This is a genomic window from Metabacillus bambusae, assembly GCF_017497975.1.
Taxonomy (GTDB): Bacteria; Bacillota; Bacilli; order Bacillales; family Bacillaceae; genus Metabacillus; species Metabacillus bambusae.
Genome location: NZ_JAGDEL010000045.1, coordinates 1 through 17,123 on the forward strand (window position 1 = coordinate 1; position 17,123 = coordinate 17,123).

At 36.0% G+C, this 17,123-nt stretch carries 16 protein-coding genes, 1 tRNA gene, 2 rRNA genes, 1 other RNA gene and 1 other annotated feature; of the genes, 5 read left to right on the plus strand and 15 right to left on the minus strand.

Going from position 1 to position 17,123, the window contains the following annotated elements; translation table 11 throughout:
* The 8 genes from I7822_RS28900 to tadA form a co-directional block, all read right to left on the minus strand.
* Positions 1–102: ribosomal RNA gene (locus tag I7822_RS28900) — 16S ribosomal RNA — on the minus strand; the annotation flags it as partial.
* A 281-nt stretch (positions 103–383) separates the two neighbouring features.
* Complete coding sequence (locus tag I7822_RS28905) at positions 384–650, minus strand: pro-sigmaK processing inhibitor BofA family protein (RefSeq protein WP_207982488.1); 267 nt, start codon at positions 648–650, stop codon at positions 384–386.
* Between the two features lie 120 nt (positions 651–770).
* A complete protein-coding gene (locus I7822_RS28910; protein ID WP_207982489.1) occupies positions 771–992 on the minus strand; it encodes a YaaL family protein in 222 nt (73 codons plus the stop codon).
* Positions 993–1,105: 113 nt separating this feature from the next.
* Positions 1,106–1,702 carry a recombination mediator RecR gene (gene recR / locus I7822_RS28915; RefSeq protein WP_207982490.1) on the minus strand — a complete coding sequence of 199 codons (597 nt, stop codon included), beginning with the start codon at positions 1,700–1,702 and terminating at the stop codon, positions 1,106–1,108.
* A gap of 11 nt (positions 1,703–1,713) precedes the next feature.
* Positions 1,714–2,040: a YbaB/EbfC family nucleoid-associated protein gene (locus I7822_RS28920; RefSeq protein WP_372442270.1), complete on the minus strand. Its 327-nt coding sequence runs from the start codon at positions 2,038–2,040 to the stop codon at positions 1,714–1,716.
* Between the two features lie 21 nt (positions 2,041–2,061).
* Positions 2,062–3,747 carry a DNA polymerase III subunit gamma/tau gene (dnaX, locus tag I7822_RS28925; RefSeq protein ID WP_207982492.1) on the minus strand — a complete coding sequence of 562 codons (1,686 nt, stop codon included), beginning with the start codon at positions 3,745–3,747 and terminating at the stop codon, positions 2,062–2,064.
* A gap of 155 nt (positions 3,748–3,902) precedes the next feature.
* Positions 3,903–4,166: signal recognition particle sRNA large type (gene ffs / locus I7822_RS28930), an RNA gene on the minus strand.
* A 101-nt stretch (positions 4,167–4,267) separates the two neighbouring features.
* Complete coding sequence (gene tadA, locus I7822_RS28935) at positions 4,268–4,744, minus strand: tRNA adenosine(34) deaminase TadA (protein WP_207982493.1); 477 nt, start codon at positions 4,742–4,744, stop codon at positions 4,268–4,270.
* Positions 4,745–4,850: 106 nt separating this feature from the next.
* Between tadA and I7822_RS28940 the strand changes: the two genes are divergently transcribed.
* The 4 genes from I7822_RS28940 (at position 4,851) to I7822_RS28955 (ending at position 8,251) form a co-directional block, all read left to right on the plus strand.
* Positions 4,851–5,399, plus strand: coding sequence for a cysteine hydrolase family protein (locus tag I7822_RS28940; RefSeq protein WP_207982494.1), 549 nt, complete (start codon positions 4,851–4,853; stop codon positions 5,397–5,399).
* Positions 5,400–5,456: 57 nt separating this feature from the next.
* Positions 5,457–6,743: a glycoside hydrolase family 18 protein gene (locus I7822_RS28945; RefSeq protein ID WP_207982495.1), complete on the plus strand. Its 1,287-nt coding sequence runs from the start codon at positions 5,457–5,459 to the stop codon at positions 6,741–6,743.
* A 205-nt stretch (positions 6,744–6,948) separates the two neighbouring features.
* Complete coding sequence (locus I7822_RS28950; RefSeq protein WP_243459748.1) at positions 6,949–7,599, plus strand: deoxynucleoside kinase; 651 nt, start codon at positions 6,949–6,951, stop codon at positions 7,597–7,599.
* The gene (locus I7822_RS28955) at positions 7,583–8,251 is read left to right on the plus strand and encodes a deoxynucleoside kinase (protein ID WP_207982496.1); all 669 of its coding nucleotides are present in this window, start codon (positions 7,583–7,585) and stop codon (positions 8,249–8,251) included. Before I7822_RS28950 ends, I7822_RS28955 begins: the two co-directional genes overlap by 17 nt.
* Before the next feature lie 245 nt (positions 8,252–8,496).
* Here the strand turns inward: I7822_RS28955 and I7822_RS28960 are convergent.
* The 6 genes from I7822_RS28960 to guaB form a co-directional block, all read right to left on the minus strand.
* Positions 8,497–8,589 (minus strand) — tRNA-Ser (locus tag I7822_RS28960).
* A gap of 180 nt (positions 8,590–8,769) precedes the next feature.
* Positions 8,770–10,047 (minus strand): serine--tRNA ligase, encoded by a 1,278-nt coding sequence (serS, locus tag I7822_RS28965; RefSeq protein WP_207982497.1) that lies wholly within the window; start codon positions 10,045–10,047, stop codon positions 8,770–8,772.
* A gap of 51 nt (positions 10,048–10,098) precedes the next feature.
* Positions 10,099–10,322 (minus strand) — a binding site (T-box leader).
* Positions 10,323–10,384: 62 nt separating this feature from the next.
* A complete protein-coding gene (gene pdxT, locus I7822_RS28970; protein ID WP_207982498.1) occupies positions 10,385–10,960 on the minus strand; it encodes a pyridoxal 5'-phosphate synthase glutaminase subunit PdxT in 576 nt (191 codons plus the stop codon).
* Between the two features lie 18 nt (positions 10,961–10,978).
* The gene (gene pdxS, locus I7822_RS28975; RefSeq protein ID WP_066336127.1) at positions 10,979–11,866 is read right to left on the minus strand and encodes a pyridoxal 5'-phosphate synthase lyase subunit PdxS; all 888 of its coding nucleotides are present in this window, start codon (positions 11,864–11,866) and stop codon (positions 10,979–10,981) included.
* Between the two features lie 315 nt (positions 11,867–12,181).
* A complete protein-coding gene (locus I7822_RS28980) occupies positions 12,182–13,531 on the minus strand; it encodes a D-alanyl-D-alanine carboxypeptidase family protein (protein WP_279382034.1) in 1,350 nt (449 codons plus the stop codon).
* 229 nt (positions 13,532–13,760) lie between these two features.
* A complete protein-coding gene (guaB, locus tag I7822_RS28985; protein WP_207982499.1) occupies positions 13,761–15,224 on the minus strand; it encodes an IMP dehydrogenase in 1,464 nt (487 codons plus the stop codon).
* 119 nt (positions 15,225–15,343) lie between these two features.
* Between guaB and I7822_RS28990 the strand changes: the two genes are divergently transcribed.
* A complete protein-coding gene (locus I7822_RS28990) occupies positions 15,344–16,294 on the plus strand; it encodes a YaaC family protein (protein WP_207982500.1) in 951 nt (316 codons plus the stop codon).
* 566 nt (positions 16,295–16,860) lie between these two features.
* Here the strand turns inward: I7822_RS28990 and rrf are convergent.
* Positions 16,861–16,976 (minus strand): 5S ribosomal RNA (gene rrf / locus I7822_RS28995).
* Positions 16,977–17,123 lie beyond the last annotated feature (147 nt).

Below are 17,123 nucleotides of genomic sequence, written 5' to 3' on the forward strand. Positions count from 1 at the left end.
GCCGCTAATCTCTGGGAGCAAGCTCCCATTGATTCGCTCGACTTGCATGTATTAGGCACGCCGCCAGCGTTCGTCCTGAGCCAGGATCAAACTCTCCAATAAAGTGTTTGATATAGCTCATAAGTTTGTACTATATAGTACGTTGTTTTGTTAATTTAAAATTAACGTTGGCACGCTTGGTTTTGTTTAGTTTTCAAAGAACTTTTTCGTCTTCATCAAGAAGCGACTTAACTATAATAACATGTTGTATCCATTTAAGTCAACATCTTTTTTATTCTAAATTTTCAAGAGGAAAACTCTCGTCATTAGCGACGAATAATAATATATCATCCATTAAAATATATGTCAACAAAAAAAGAAAACAAATGGAGCATCCATTTGTTTTAACCTATAATCATTGTTTTAATAATTATTAGAGCAGCCAAGCCAGGGATTCCTAATATACCAGAAACACTTGAAGTTATTAAGTTAATAGGTATATGGAGATCAAAGCTCGTACCAAATGCATTTACAAAAAACAATAATAATGCCCCAACTACTATTTTTATACATAATTGCCCAATCCATCTAAGAGGGCGAACAGGCGCACCAACAAATAAAAGGACTAGGATTAATCCACCGAGCACCGAAAATACGATTATGGGATCCACTTTCATCACTCTCTTTCATTTCTCTATAGTAATAGATATGAAATGAGTGAAAAAATAGAACAAGCTAATACGAAAAGTATAAACATAGAGTTATGGCACCTATTTAACACCTTTAAAACATTACATTCGTCCGATTTTGATGTTGCGTTTTTTTGCCTCTTTCAGTAAAAAGAAATATTTCGCTTCAGCTACCTTTAATTCATATAAAACTTGTGGAGATGGTTCAACACTTTTTTCAATAAGTTGTTTTTGCCGATTCCACTCGCTTTTCATATTGAGTAAATTTTGTATTAGTTGTTGATCATATTGAGTCCTTAACCAACCCTTTCGGCGAAAAAGCATAGTTGTCTCTCCTTTATCCACAGCAATTGGCAGTAGTTTTCAGTCTTATTCTCTGATGTGTACTAGAACTAACCTAAGTTAGGTTAACATCCGTTTATGCTGAAAGTTTCATATTATATTTCTCTTCTTCCCTCTATTGCTTTTGATAATGTCACCTCATCTGCATACTCTAGATCTCCACCTACAGGTAAACCATGTGCAATTCTTGTTAATCTAATACCAGAAGGTTTTAATAATCGTGAAATATACATTGCTGTAGCTTCACCCTCAATATTAGGATTAGTAGCTAAAATCACTTCTTGTATTGTGTCATCTTGAAGTCTTTTTAATAACTCAGGAATCTTAATATCCTCAGGACCAATCCCGTCCATTGGTGAGATAGATCCGTGTAGTACATGATATAACCCGTTATATTCTTTCATTTTTTCCATTGCAATAACATCTTTTGGATCTTGGACCACACATACTATACTTTTATCCCGTCTATCATCCTCACATATATAGCATGGATCCTGGTCAGTTATGTGACCACAAACAGAACAATAGGATAAATTTCGCTTTGCATTAACTAACGCTTTAGCAAAGTCTAACACAACATCTTCTTTCATATTTAAGACAAAAAAAGCCAGTCGAACGGCCGTTTTTGGTCCGATTCCTGGCAATTTCATAAAGCTATCAATTAGCTTTGATATCGGTTCAGGATAATGCATGATTAATCCTCCTAGAACATACCCGGTAAGTTCATTCCTTTTGTAAATTGACCCATCGTATCGTTAGTTAAATCATCCATTTTCTTTAGCGCATCATTAGTTGCAGCCAACACTAAGTCTTGTAGCATTTCAATATCTTCTGGATCAACTACATCTTCTTTAATATTTACTTCAACTAGCTCCTTTTGACCATTTACAACAACAGTCACCATTCCACCACCAGCTCTACCTTCAACTGTTTTTTCGGCAAGCTCTTCTTGTGCTTTCGCCATATCCTTTTGCATTTTTTGCATTTGCTTCATCATTTTTTGCATATTACCCATTCCACCGCCACGCATCATGTTTCATTCCTCCAATATTTATTCTTTTATTTCGATTAATTCATTACCAACCAGTTTTCTTGCTTCAGCAATAAAAGGATCTTCTTCACCCTCTTGCTGGGTATCATTATCATCTTTTTGATCCCTAAGGAAGTCTTCTCTTATTTTAACCCAATCTTGTTCGGGAACGCCAACCATTTCCAAACTTTTTCCCGTAATTTCTTGCAGAATCAATTCTAAATTCGTCCGAACATTGTTATTATTTTCAGCAACCATTTTACAGTGAATTTCAAATTTAAACTTTAGCACAAATGCAGATTTAGATGCAGCGACTGGTTCGCTATCGTTCAATAAAGCAGCATGAGATACTTTATTTTGTCTTTTAAGTAACTCTAATAGTTCTCCCCACCGACTTTTGATAATCTCCAAATCATTTCTTGTGGCAATTTTAAGTATTTCCTGGATTCTACCCTCAGGAGTTTTGTAGCCACTTTTCATTGATCTTTGTTTTGGCTCATTTGGCGCTGATGGTTGTGGAGCTGAAATCCCCTGCTGCTTTAGTCGGTTCAAGTCGGATTGCAAACTATTTATCTTTTCTAATAAAGAATTGTATTCTTCTTGTTCAAATTGTGAAGATGCCAAACTTTGCTGACACAACTTCACAATCGCTACCTCCAAAAAGATTCGTGGGTGATTCGTCCACTTCATCTCTTGTTGACTTTTACTTAAAGTCTCAATTGTTTCATATATTTCACTTGAAGGTATTTCCTTTGTTAGCTGAATGAATTGTTCATCAACTGTTACGCGTTCTAAAACATCCTCTATTGTTGGTGCAGTTTGATATAAGAGCATATCCCGGTAATAGAAGATAAAGTCCTCGATAAACCTTGCTGGATCTTTCCCTTGATACATCAACTGATCAAGTGCTTGTAATGCAGTTGTTACGTCCTTTTGATTAATAGCTCCAGCTATCTTTCCTATGATTCCTTGGGAAACAGACCCAGTGATAAGTAATGCTTCTTCCACTCTTACTTGTTCATCACTATATGAAATCGCTTGATCGAGGAGGCTTAATGCATCACGCATTCCTCCATCTGCCGCTCTAGCAATAACATCTAAAGCTGCTTCTTCAACATCAACTTGTTGATTATGTACGATCTCTTTCATTCTTCCTACGATAGCCGAAGCTGTTATTCTTCGAAAATCGAAGCGTTGACAACGAGAGATAATAGTTAAAGGTATTTTATGAGGCTCTGTTGTAGCCAAAATAAAAATGACATGCTTCGGTGGTTCTTCTAATGTTTTTAACAGGGCATTAAAAGCCCCAATAGATAACATGTGAACCTCATCCACAATATATACTTTATATTGAACAGATGATGGTGCATATTTCACTTTATCTCGTATATCTCTAATTTCATCAACACCATTATTAGACGCAGCATCTATTTCAATTACATCAGAAATTGATCCATTTGTAATTCCTTTACAAGCTGAACATTCATTACAGGGTTCTGCTATTGGAGCCTTTTCACAGTTTACTGCTTTAGCAAATATTTTCGCTGCACTTGTTTTACCAGTTCCTCGAGGACCTGAGAATAAATATGCATGTGAAAATTTATTATGTAAAAGGGCATTTTGTAACGTTTTAGTGATATGTTCTTGTCCAACCACATCATGAAACAACTGTGGTCGAAAAACACGATATAATGCTTGATAACCCACAAAAACGTCCCCCTTCATTTTCATCTACTCTATTATAACAACCATCTATCGTTTTACAAAGCGTGACCCGTATATAAAAACAACTTTCATAAAAAGTTCGTATAATACAAAAACTCACCCTTAAAAAGAGTGAGTCGTTATGATAAATTTAACTGCCGTGCACCTTCCTTCGATTAGCAACCATAGGCGTTACTCAAGCAGTTAGCTCGACCCAGGCAACCCTGCGGCACATGGGAGCTTCCACTTAATGCTGCTTCCTTCCGGACCTGACATGGTTCGTGGATTCCCATTGCGCAGGACCCAGGCGTCAACACCACTTACTTGAGGCAGCCCTACAGTACGCTAACCTCTAGAAGGGATTCGGCCTCGCTAGAGCGGATTGCGAGTACAGGGCACCGCTACCTCCCCGCTTAGCACGGCAAAATTGATACCATATTTAGTTGCGCCATTAAGTACGACGCATGTATTAGTATATAACCTTCAGAGGTAAAATGCAACGTCTAAGCACTGTAAGTTTTTTCTAGTTTTTTGTTTTTTTCTTTTTTCTTTCTCTTATCTCTTTAAAAAAATCACTTAACAACCTACTACAGGCTTCTTCCTCGACACCTTTTGTAATGTCTACTTGGTGGTTGAATCTTTGATCTTGTAATAAATTCATCAATGTTCCAGCACAGCCACCCTTCGGATCTGCTGCTCCGTATACGACACGTTTTACCCTGGAAAGAACTATTGCACCAGCACACATTGGACAAGGCTCTAATGTTACGTAAAGTATTGCCTCCTCTAATCTCCATGTACCTAAAACCTTACAGGCTTTATCAATCGCCAAAATCTCTGCATGTGCAATCGAACGCTGATCCTTTTCACGCAAATTAAAAGCTGAAGATATAACTTTTCCATCGAGAACAATGACTGCTCCAATCGGAACCTCACCAATATCTTGAGCCTTTTTTGCTTCCTCTATTGCTAAGTTCATAAAGTACTGGTCATTATACATAAATATACCCCTTATATAATTTACTATTCTGTTACAACCTAAAAACAAAAGCGTAAGCACCCGTACAAAAACTCAAACTTACTTTTGTTAAAAAAGGAGAAACAATATGGAAAGTCAACCAAAACAAGCACTTCTTATTATTGATATGATAAATGATTTTCAATTCGAGCATGGTCCTATTTTAGCAAAACGAACAAATGATATCTCTCTTCGAATCTCTTCTCTAAAAAAGAAATTAAAAAGAAATGGTTCTCCGATTATCTATGTGAATGATCATTATGAACTATGGCAGGCAGATTTTCAAAGGATTGCCAAAAAGTGTAGAAATACATTGAGCGAAAAGATTATTCATACCATATACCCTGAAGATGATGAATATTTCCTAATTAAACCTAAACACTCAGCATTTTATGGAACAGCATTAAACACACTACTTTATAGTTTGAATATAGAAAGGCTAATTATTACCGGCATCGCCGGTAATATTTGTGTTCTATTTACTGCAAACGATGCATATATGAGAGGATTTGAAATTACAATTCCCTCTGACTGTATTGCATCTAATGACGAGGAAGATAATCAATTTGCTCTTAAAATGATGAAAAATACACTTAAGGCTTCAGTTATAAAAAGTGAAAATATAAAATTAAACTAACATGTACAGAACCCTCACGTCATATGATGTTAAAAAAGTATGATAAGGAGGTCGAACATGCAAATACATATTGTCCAACAAGGACAAACGTTGAATGGTATCGCACAAGCATACAGTTCATCTGTACAGGAGATTGTTCGCACAAATGAACTTCCTAATCCAAATAACTTAGTCATCGGGCAAGCAATAGTCATACCAATAAGGGGAAGATTTTATTGGGTGCAACCAGGTGATAGTTTGTACAAAATCGGTCAAACATTTGGCTTTTCTCCGCTTGAATTAGCTAGAGTCAATAATATCCCAATAAATCAACCTCTTTCAATAGGATTAAGAATATATATACCCGAAAAGAAGGAAAGAAAAGTTGAAACAAATGCATACATTGAACCAAGAGGTACAAGTGTAGCTCCAAATTTAGAACAAGCCGCCCGGGATGCTGCACCATACTTGACATATCTAGGACCATTTAGTTTTCAAATACAGAGAGATGGTACATTAAAAGAACCTTTATTAAATAATTTCCCACAAATTGCGAAACAAAACAACGTCACATTAATGATGGCAATCACAAATCTTGAAAATGATCAATTTAATGATGAACTTGGAAGAATTGTTTTAACAAATATGGATATTCAAAATAAACTTTTAAATAATATCGTTACAACAGCGAAGAAATACGGATTCCGTGATATTCATTTTGATATGGAGTACTTAAGACCAGAGGATCGGGAAGCGTATAACCAATTCTTAAGAAAAGCTAAAAACCGATTCAATCAAGAAGGTTGGCTCCTCTCTACAGCATTAGCTCCCAAAACAAGCGCAGGTCAAAAAGGCCGTTGGTATGAAGCTCATGATTATAAAGCCCATGGGGAAATTGTTGATTTTGTTGTAATTATGACTTATGAATGGGGTTATAGCGCAGGTCCACCAATGCCTGTTTCACCAATTAACCCCGTAAGAGAAGTACTAGAATATGCAATATCAGAAATGCCTAGTCGCAAAATTATGATGGGGCAAAACTTATATGGCTATGACTGGACTCTACCATTTGTCCAAGGCGGACAATACGCGAAAGCAGTTAGTCCCCAACAGGCCATTCAACTAGCTAGTAAATATAATGAACAAATTGAATATGATTATGAAGCTCAAGCTCCACACTTTAATTACATAGATGATAACAGCAAAGAACATAAGGTATGGTTTGAAGACGCAAGATCAATTCAAGCAAAGTTTGATTTAATTAAGGAACTTAATTTACGAGGAATCAGTTACTGGAAGCTAGGTCTAGCTTTTCCACAAAACTGGCTATTAATTACGAATAACTTTGAGGTTGAGAAAAAATAGAGGATAGAAACGAGGATGACTGAAAATGGTCATCCTCATTTTTATGTACTTCCTCAATCTTCAGTTTAGAACAAATCAGTTTTTATATAAATACTGGAAATGTGAACATTCTCTCAAATGTTTACTCCAAAAAAGAATAGCTGTGGTAAAATGAACTTTGTCGATTTTTAAAGTATTAGTGGTTCGTTTTAAAGGAGGACCCATTATGAACATACCCTTTATCACTGTTGAGGGCCCGATTGGTGTCGGGAAAACTTCATTATCAAAGGCAATTGCTGACTATTATCAGTTTCATTTATTAAAAGAAATTGTGGATGAAAATCCTTTCCTTGGAAAGTTTTATACAAACATTAACGAATGGAGCTTCCAAACTGAAATGTTTTTTCTTTGCAATCGCTATAAGCAACTAGAGGATATTAATAAACAGTATCTGCAATTGAATAAATCTGTTGTAGCAGATTATCATATTTATAAAAATCTTATCTTTGCAAAGCGCACATTAAAAAACGAGCAGTATAATAAGTATTTAAAGATATACAACATCTTAACTGCTGACATGCCAACACCTAATTTAATTATTTATTTAAATGCAAGTCTTGAAACATTACTTTCTCGCATTGCAAATAGAGGGCGAGAGATTGAACGTAATATAGACCCTAATTATCTTCAGCAGCTTTTGGAAGACTACGAAATAGCAATGACCCAGTGGGAAAAAGAAAACCCTACTGTTCCTGTAGTAAGATTTAATGGTGATACTTTAGACTTTGTACAAAATAAAGGTGACTTATCATATATATTTAAAACATTGGATCAGTACCTGCAAAAAGGAGCTATCACAAATGAATTTACGCGATAAATATAACATTCCACATAACTCGGTTATTACAATTGCTGGTACTGTTGGAGTAGGAAAATCAACGATGACAAATGCTCTAGCTAGAGCTCTAGACTTTAAAACATCCTTTGAAAAGGTTGACTCAAATCCCTATTTAGATAAATTTTATGCTGATTTTGAACGCTGGAGTTTTCATTTGCAAATCTATTTTCTTGCAGAACGCTTTAAAGAGCAGAAGAAAATATTTGAATATGGAGGAGGTTTTATTCAAGATCGTTCGATATACGAAGATACAGGGATCTTTGCTAAAATGCACTATGAAAAAGGCACTATGTCTGAAGTAGATTATGAAACATATACAAACCTTTTTGATGCTATGGTAATGACACCTTATTTCCCTCATCCAGATCTTCTTATTTATCTTGAGGGAAGCTTAGATGATATCTTATCAAGAATTAAATTACGCGGACGCCCTATGGAACAGCAAACACCTGTTGAATATTGGGAGGAAATGCATCACCGCTATGAAAATTGGATTAATAACTTTAACGCTTGTCCTGTATTACGACTAAATATAAATGACTACGATATTATGAAAAATGAACAAACAATAGAACCAATTATTGAACGGATTGGTTACTTTATTGAACAAACAAAATTACTAAAAAAATAAGAGGCTTGTTCCTCCTTCTGACTTAGGTTGCAGAAGGATGGGACAACCTCTTTTTTTATAAACTTGAATAACAAAAGCAAAAGCGCCTGTTTAGCGATGTATGAACTAGAGCTAGATGTTAAAACACCTATCCACAGTACAGGATTTTATAATTTCCTAGACGAAAAAAAACCGCTACAATAAATGTAACGGTTTTATCAATCTCCTATATTTTATGCGCTAATATAGGATTATATTTTAAATTATGGAGGAGGAAGGGGGATTCGAACCCCCGCGGGTTTTGACACCCCTGTCGGTTTTCAAGACCGATCCCTTCAGCCGGACTTGGGTATTCCTCCGTATCGGACAAGAATTAATTTATCATATTATCGATATACTTGTCAATAATTCATAAAAACTTTTTTTAAAAAAATTCATGACTATAAACTTTAGCCTACTCTTTTATTTAGAACATTATACATAGAACTAGAGAAGTTTGAAATAATGATCCAAACTCCTCCTAGTACTCATAAAATTAATTATAAACTAATACGTTCCTTATTTCCCATGTATGGTCTTAAAACTTCCGGAATTATAACTGATCCATCTTCCTGTTGATAGTTTTCTAAGATTGCAGCTACAGTTCTTCCAATTGCCAATCCTGATCCATTTAGTGTATGCACATGCTCAACTTTTGCCTTTGGATCACGTCTGAAGCGAATATTTGCTCGGCGTGCTTGGAATGCTTCAAAGTTACTACAAGAAGAAATCTCACGGTAAGTTCCATAGCTTGGAATCCATACTTCAAGATCATATTTCTTCGCTGCTGTAAAACCTAGATCAGCAGTACACATGCTTAATACTCTGTAAGGCAATTTTAACAGCTGAAGAACCTTCTCTGCGTGTCCTGTTAATTTCTCAAGCTCTTCATAAGAATCCTCTGGCTTAACAAAGCGAACAAGTTCAACTTTATTAAATTGATGCTGACGAATTAACCCTCTCGTATCTCTTCCTGCAGATCCTGCTTCTGAGCGGAAATTTGCACTAAAAGCTGCATAGCTAATCGGAAGCTGTTCAACCGTTAGGATTTCCTCACGATGCAAATTGGTTACTGGGACTTCAGCTGTAGGAATCAAGAAGTAATCTTCTCCAACGATTTTGAATGCATCCTCTTCAAACTTAGGTAATTGCCCAGTACCAGTCATGCTATCACGGTTAACGATGAATGGTGGTAAAATTTCAGTATATCCATGTTCGTCAACATGTAGATCAAGCATAAAGTTATAGAGTGCTCTTTCTAGCCTTGCTCCTAAACCACGATAAAATACAAAGCGACTACCAGTAACCTTCCCTGCTCTTTCAAAGTCCAAAATTTGTAATTCATCAGCTACTTCCCAGTGTGGCTTTGGTTCAAAACCAAACTGTGGCAACTCACCCCATTTACGGACCTCAATATTGTCATCCTCTGTATCACCAATAGGAACACTTTCATGTGGAATGTTTGGAATAGATAAAAGTAGGCTCTCTAATTCCATTTCAACCTCACGTAATTGATCATCTAAAACCTTGATGTCTTCTCCTACTTCTTTCATCCCTTTAATTAAATGATCTGCATCTTGTTTTTCTCGCTTTAATTGAGCAATTTGAGAAGAAACATCATTACGTTTGCTTTTTAATTCTTCAGCAGAAGAAATTAGTTCTCTTCTTTTTTTATCTAGTTCCTCGAATTTTCCAAAGTCTGTTAAATCCTCGCCACGTTTAGATAATTTCTCTTTTACTTCTTCAAAGTTCAATCTTAAGAATTTAATATCAAGCATTATCCATTCTCCTTCACTGCTATTTTTAAACAACAAAAAACTCCCATCCCAAAAAGGGACGAGAGTTACCCGCGTTGCCACCCTAGTTAAAAATACAACATGTGTATTTTCCACTTAATGAATAACGGTCACAGCCGGAATAGCCTACTATAGCACTTAGTTAGTTCAGCAATTCATTCAAGGATGGATTCACATGCATCTAACACCGATTTCCACCAACCATCGGCTCTCTACAGATAGAATATCATGCTACTAGTTCCTATCAACACGTTTACATATAAAATTAAGTAATCATAATTTACTATAAGTTTACAGCACCTGCAAGCTTTTTATACATTTATTTTGATTCTTTTACCATATTTACAAATAACTGTGTCATGCGATGATCGTCCGTTAACTCTGGGTGGAATGAACATCCTAGGAATTGACCTTGACGAGCCGCAACAATTCGACCATTGTGTTTCGATAGAATTTCGACATCTTCTCCAACCTCAACAATGTGTGGAGCACGAATAAATACTCCTACAAAATCTTCGCCAACACCCGTGATCATCAATTCTGCTTCAAAGCTATCCTTTTGGCGACCAAATGAATTCCGTTCAACCGTTACATCTAAAAGTCCTAAATGTGATTCACTATAGCCTACAAGGTTTTTAGCAAGGAGGATTAAACCTGCACAAGTACCAAACATAGGCTTACCAGCTGCAGCAAAATTCTTTAATGGCCCCATAAAGTCATATTTATCAATTAAACGACGCATTGTCGTACTTTCTCCGCCAGGAATAATTAATCCATCTACCTCATCAAGCTGGTTATGTGTTTTAACGATGATTCCTTCAGCACCACATGCTTCAATTGATCGAATATGTTCTCTTACAGCACCTTGTAAACCTAAAACACCGATTTTCAACATTGTATAAACTCCTTTTTATTACCAACCACGCTCTTGCATTCTTTGCTCAGGTAAAAGGCTTGATATTTCAATCCCTTGCATTGCAGATCCAAGTCCTTTTGAAAGTTTTGCAATTAGTTCATAGTCTTGATAATGTGTAGTTGCTTCTACGATTGAGCGAGCAAATTTAGCAGGATTTTCTGATTTGAAGATACCTGAACCAACAAATACTCCATCTGCTCCTAGTTGCATCATTAATGCAGCATCTGCTGGAGTTGCTACACCACCAGCTGCAAAGTTAACGACTGGTAATTTACCTTCTCTTTTAATTTGAAGAAGAAGCTCAAATGGTGCACCAAGATTTTTTGCTTCAGTCATTAATTCATCTTCACTCATCGCAGCTACTTTACGAATTTGAGCATTTACTTTACGCATATGACGTACTGCTTCAACGATATTCCCTGTACCTGGCTCACCCTTCGTACGTAGCATAGAAGCACCCTCAGCGATACGGCGAGTAGCTTCTCCTAAATCACGGCAGCCACAAACGAATGGTACTGTGAAATCACTTTTTAAAAGGTGATATTCTTCATCTGCAGGTGTTAATACTTCACTTTCATCAATGTAGTCTACACCCATTGCTTCAAGAATACGTGCTTCAACGATATGACCAATACGTGCTTTTGCCATAACTGGAATTGAAACTGCGTTCATAACTTCCTCAACAATTGTTGGGTCTGCCATTCTTGCTACGCCACCAGCCGCACGGATATCAGCAGGAACACGCTCAAGGGCCATTACTGCTACTGCACCAGCCTCCTCAGCAATTTTAGCCTGCTCTGCATTGATAACGTCCATAATGACGCCACCTTTTTGCATTTCTGCCATTCCGCGTTTAACGCGATCAGTACCTGTTGTATTACTCATTATGTTTGTCCCCCTTATGTAATTTCCTATTGTAGGATTTGTAATAGAGTTTTTAAAAATCATCTAAGCTATATTTTATCCTAACTTTTAAAAAAATCCTATCAAAATAAATGCAATTAGTAAAACTATTCGTAAATCATACACTATTCTAGTATTTTACCTCTATATGGTTTCCATCTTAACGCGAATTATTAATGTCATTATTAATTTATGCTATTAGAAAAGTTAAGCACCAGTTTAGATCGATATCAAGAGTGTTAGTAGTTTTATCATATCCTGGTAAATAAAAAGACCCCTATAATAGGAGCCTTTTAACTAAAACCAACCTTTTACTGTATCTGTTACAGTTCCCCATAGACCGCTAAAGAAGCCTCCAATTCCTCTCATTGATAAGACAAACCAGTTTGCTTTATCAACAGCTTCTTTCGTAATAAGTTCTACTTGTGGTGTTTTATTTTTTTCAATAAAGCTTAATGCACTGCCTGTTCCTTCATAATTAACTACCATAGTTCCAACCTTTTGGTCTTTCTTAACAGGAGCAGTCAACTCACCTTTTTTTGTTAGCTGGCTTTCATCAATTTTAAAAGTTGGCTTGTAAGCTTTTTCCTCACCATTTTTCACTACAAGAGTCAGCGCATCTTTTGTCTGAATAGATACTTTATCTTCTTTACCTTTTACAACAGGTATTGATGATTGATTTTTAATTTGAAAATTAGCTGGGAAAACCTCTTTAACTAAAAAATTATCGAAAGCATAATTCAGCATTTTTTTCGTTTCAACAAATCTTGATTCATGCAATGATTCACCCTTAGCATTCATTACAACAGAAATTACGCGCATACCCTTTCTAACAGCAGTTGCAGTAAAACATGAACCAGCATTATTTGTAGAACCTGTCTTTAAACCATCCACACCTTCATACTCATAAACTAATCCTGGAAGCATCCAGTTCCAGTTTGGCATGTTTGTCCTATCATCTGTACCTTCTCTAAATACCTTCTTAGGAGTACTTGCCGTCTCTAAAACTTTTGGGAAATCTTGAATTAATTTTTGAGAGAGTAATGCCATATCACGAGCAGATAATTGGTTTTCTGCATCTGCACTTGTTCCTTCAGGATGCATCCCTTGAAGATCTTCATTTTCTAAACCCGTTGCATTAACAAATTCATAGTTTGTTAGACCAAGTTCTTTCGCTTTTTCATTCATCATTTTTACAAAAGCTGATTCCGAACCTGCTATAATTTCAGCTAACGCAATTGCTGCACCATTAGCAGAATAGATTGCCATTGCTTCGTATAATTCTTGTACTGAATAAGAACCATCTTGTCTTAAAGGGACATTAGAAAGGCTAGTATTTTGTGAAATTTTATATACATATTCACTAGGAGTATACTTTTGATCCCATTTAATTTTTTTATCCTCAATCGCTTCTAACACTAGATACTCAGTCATTACCTTAGCCATACTCGCTACTGGTAGTTTTTCATCAATATTTTTTCCATAGAGGATTGTTCCAGTCGATTCCTCAATTATGATTGCTGAGCTTGCATTAACCGAAATAGGCTCCTCTGCAGCACTTGCAGTAGTATATGGGGCAAAAGCTGAAATGACAAATGTGAACGCAAATAGAATCGCGATCAACTGCTTAAATCTCAAGTTGTTCAATGTTATACCTCCAGATTATTTTTTTATCTATATTTAAACATCAGTTTATTTTCGTTATGAAAACTAAAAGATAACAACTAAAAAAATTAGGACAAGTTCTTCTTATCCCAGATCAGACAACAAGATTGATTTTATCATAGAAAGTCCAAAAAAAATAGACAGAGTACAAGACTCTGCCAAATGTTATAGTTCTGTCATATTTAACGAACTATTTGTCATAAGTGGAAAATTATAGTGAATAGTTTGGTGCTTCCTTTGTAATTTGTACATCGTGTGGATGACTTTCCTTTAATCCCGCGCCTGTCATACGTACAAACTGTGTGTTTTCTCTAAGTTCTTGAAGATCCTTTGTTCCACAGTATCCCATACCAGATCGAATACCACCTACAAGTTGATAAATTGTTTCTGATAGTGGTCCTTTATAAGGAGTTCTTCCTTCAATTCCTTCAGGAACAAACTTCTTGTTGTCCTCTTGGAAATAACGATCCTTACTTCCTTTTTCCATTGCAGCAACTGAACCCATTCCGCGATATACTTTAAAACGTCTTCCTTGGAAAATTTCAGTTTCTCCAGGACTTTCAGAAGTACCTGCAAGAAGACTACCCAACATAACAGCATGACCGCCTGCTGCAAGAGCCTTTACCATATCTCCGGAGTATTTGATTCCTCCATCGGCAATTATGGATACACCATGCTTCCTTGCTTCAGTAGCACAGTCATATACTGCAGTAATTTGAGGAACACCTACACCAGCTACAACACGTGTTGTACAAATTGATCCAGGACCAATTCCAACTTTTACAACATTAGCACCTGCTTCAATTAATGCCTTTGTAGCCTCTGCAGTGGCAATATTACCCGCAATAATATTCAAAGTAGGGTATTCATTACGAATTGCTTTAACTGTCTCTAAAACCCCTTTTGAATGACCATGTGCTGTATCAACTACAATCGCATCTACACTTTTTTCTACTAACTTTTTCACACGCATCATTGTATCTGCAGTTACTCCTACAGCAGCTGCAACTATTAAACGACCATGTTCATCTTTAGCTGAATGCGGGAACTCAATTACCTTTTCAATATCCTTTATGGTAATTAAACCTTTTAATACACCATCGTCATCTACAAGAGGTAATTTTTCAATTTTATGCTTTTGTAAAATACTCTCTGCATCTTTTAATGTTGTTCCTACATCTGCTGTAACAAGATTATCCTTTGTCATCACATCGTAAATTTTTATCGAGAAATCTTGAATAAAACGCATATCACGATTTGTAATGATTCCAACTAATTTTTGTTCTTCAGGGTTGTTTACAATTGGAACACCAGAAATTCTATATTTACCCATTAAATGCTCAGCATCGAACACTTGATGTTCTGGAGTTAAATAAAAGGGATCTGTAATAACTCCTCGTTCAGACCTTTTTACTTTATCAACCTGCTCTGCTTGCTGTTCAATTGACATATTTTTATGAATAACTCCTAATCCACCTTGTCTTGCTATTGCAATCGCAAGCTCTGCCTCTGTTACAGTGTCCATACCAGCACTCATAATTGGAATATTAAGCTTTAAGCTTGGTGTCAGCTTTACACTTAAATCCACATCCCTTGGTAATACCTCAGATTTAGCTGGTACTAATAATACATCATCAAACGTAAGGCCTTCTTTAGAAAATTTTTGTTCCCACATAGTAAATCCCCCTTTTTTCGGCAAAATATTATTAGTAGATTATCAACAGTCATACCGACTGTCAAGGAAGGATTAAAGAGTTTAAATATTTTGAATTTAATAATTGGAGTGTACAATTCATGAATACACATATTTGGGAACGCTTACTGTCCTATCATTCAACAGAAACAGTTCAAAAAAAACTGGAAAAATCTTATGAAAAACTTTTGTATGAAAACGCAAGTAGTCGTTCATATGATAATTGTTTACGATTTGTTTATTTTCTAAAACATGGAGAAAATTTTTTCTCACAAACAAATCAGTCACCACCTGCCATTCAACCAATGCTACTATTTTATGGAATATCACAATTAATAAAAGCATGCCTTATCATTATTGATCCAGAATATCCTTCAACGTCATCAGTGCTTGCTCATGGTGTTTCAAGTAGAAAACGAAAGAAACAACAATATCATTTCTTGGAAGATGAAATAAAAATCCAAAGAAATGGTCTGTTTTCACATGTAGCAAGTAAATTATTTCAAATTAACCATTTAGAAGCGGAAAAATATTCAATGGAGTTACTTTTTAAGCAAATTGCAGAAATGAATGAGGTTTTTTCATTCCATTATTCCAAAAAAATTTCTGTTCTAGTTGATAAAGATCTTGATCAACTTTTGATTACTGAGAGTATAGCACAACTGTTTCATATGTCACCAAAACGTTTGGCGGAATTTCTTGAAGAAAGATTTTTATTTGAGGTAGATAAAGATGATACTAAAGGTATTGTTCTTCTTAAAAGTGTGAACTCAATGGCAACTTATAATTGTATGCCATTTTCATATCATCTTGAGGATGGGAATTTCTACCTTCCAACCTCAAGAGAGTTGTTGCTAAACATTCCAGAAATACTTGTTCATTATCTATTGTTATATAATTTAAGTATGATTTCACGATATGAAACGGAATGGTGGTATGAACTCCTCTTAGGTGCATCAAACGATGATTATCCCTTCATTTTACGATACATGGAAATTGCAAAACGAAAAATTCCATATTTCATCTTGAATTTCTTAGAACATAATCTTTAAATAGACCCATCATTTTCGAAGGACTTTACTTGTTATATTTCTGCATATTGGAGCTAGTATTCCTGCTAGCTCTATAGCTGTGTTCTATTTGTTCTTCTATTCTTTTGTGTCCGTGTGTACGTACTTATACCTCTTTTAAACCACCTTATTTAAATATGCAAAAAAAGACCAGTATCTCTACTGATCCTTTTCTCACTTACCTGGCAACGTCCTGCTCTCACAGGGGGAAACCCCCAACTACCATCGGCGCAGAGAGCTTAACTTCCATGTTCGGATATCGGCTTGCGATAAGCGGCGAATCTCTTCGTCAGCTTGTTCATTCAGATCCTCATGTGCCAAGAACGCACATTCCGGTCTTCACTCTCTGCGCTTCCTTACTTGCACAGGATGTGCTGACTTCTACGTTGCCACAGGACGTGGCGTTCTTAGTAGAAGTTCCTTTATATGCTTCTCCCAAGCCTTAGGCTAGTAATTTAAATTTGTCTTCATTTCTAAATTATTAAACCTTGCGATTTATAAAAAAATCTACAAAAAAGACCAGTATCTCTACTGATCTTCTCTCTCTTACCCGGCAACGTCCTACTCTCACAGGGGGAAACCCCCAACTACCATCGGCGCTGAAGAGCTTAACTTCCGTGTTCGGCATGGGAACGGGTGTGGCCTCTTCGCCATCATTACCAGATAATTTATTAAGTTGAAGGGATATTCCTTCAAAACTAGATAACGATTCACAATTCAATTCACTTAACTGAGTTTACGCTCTTACTTTGTCCAGCTACAGAAGCCAAATCCTACGGTAATTTCACTCTCTCGTACGAAGTCAAAGAAC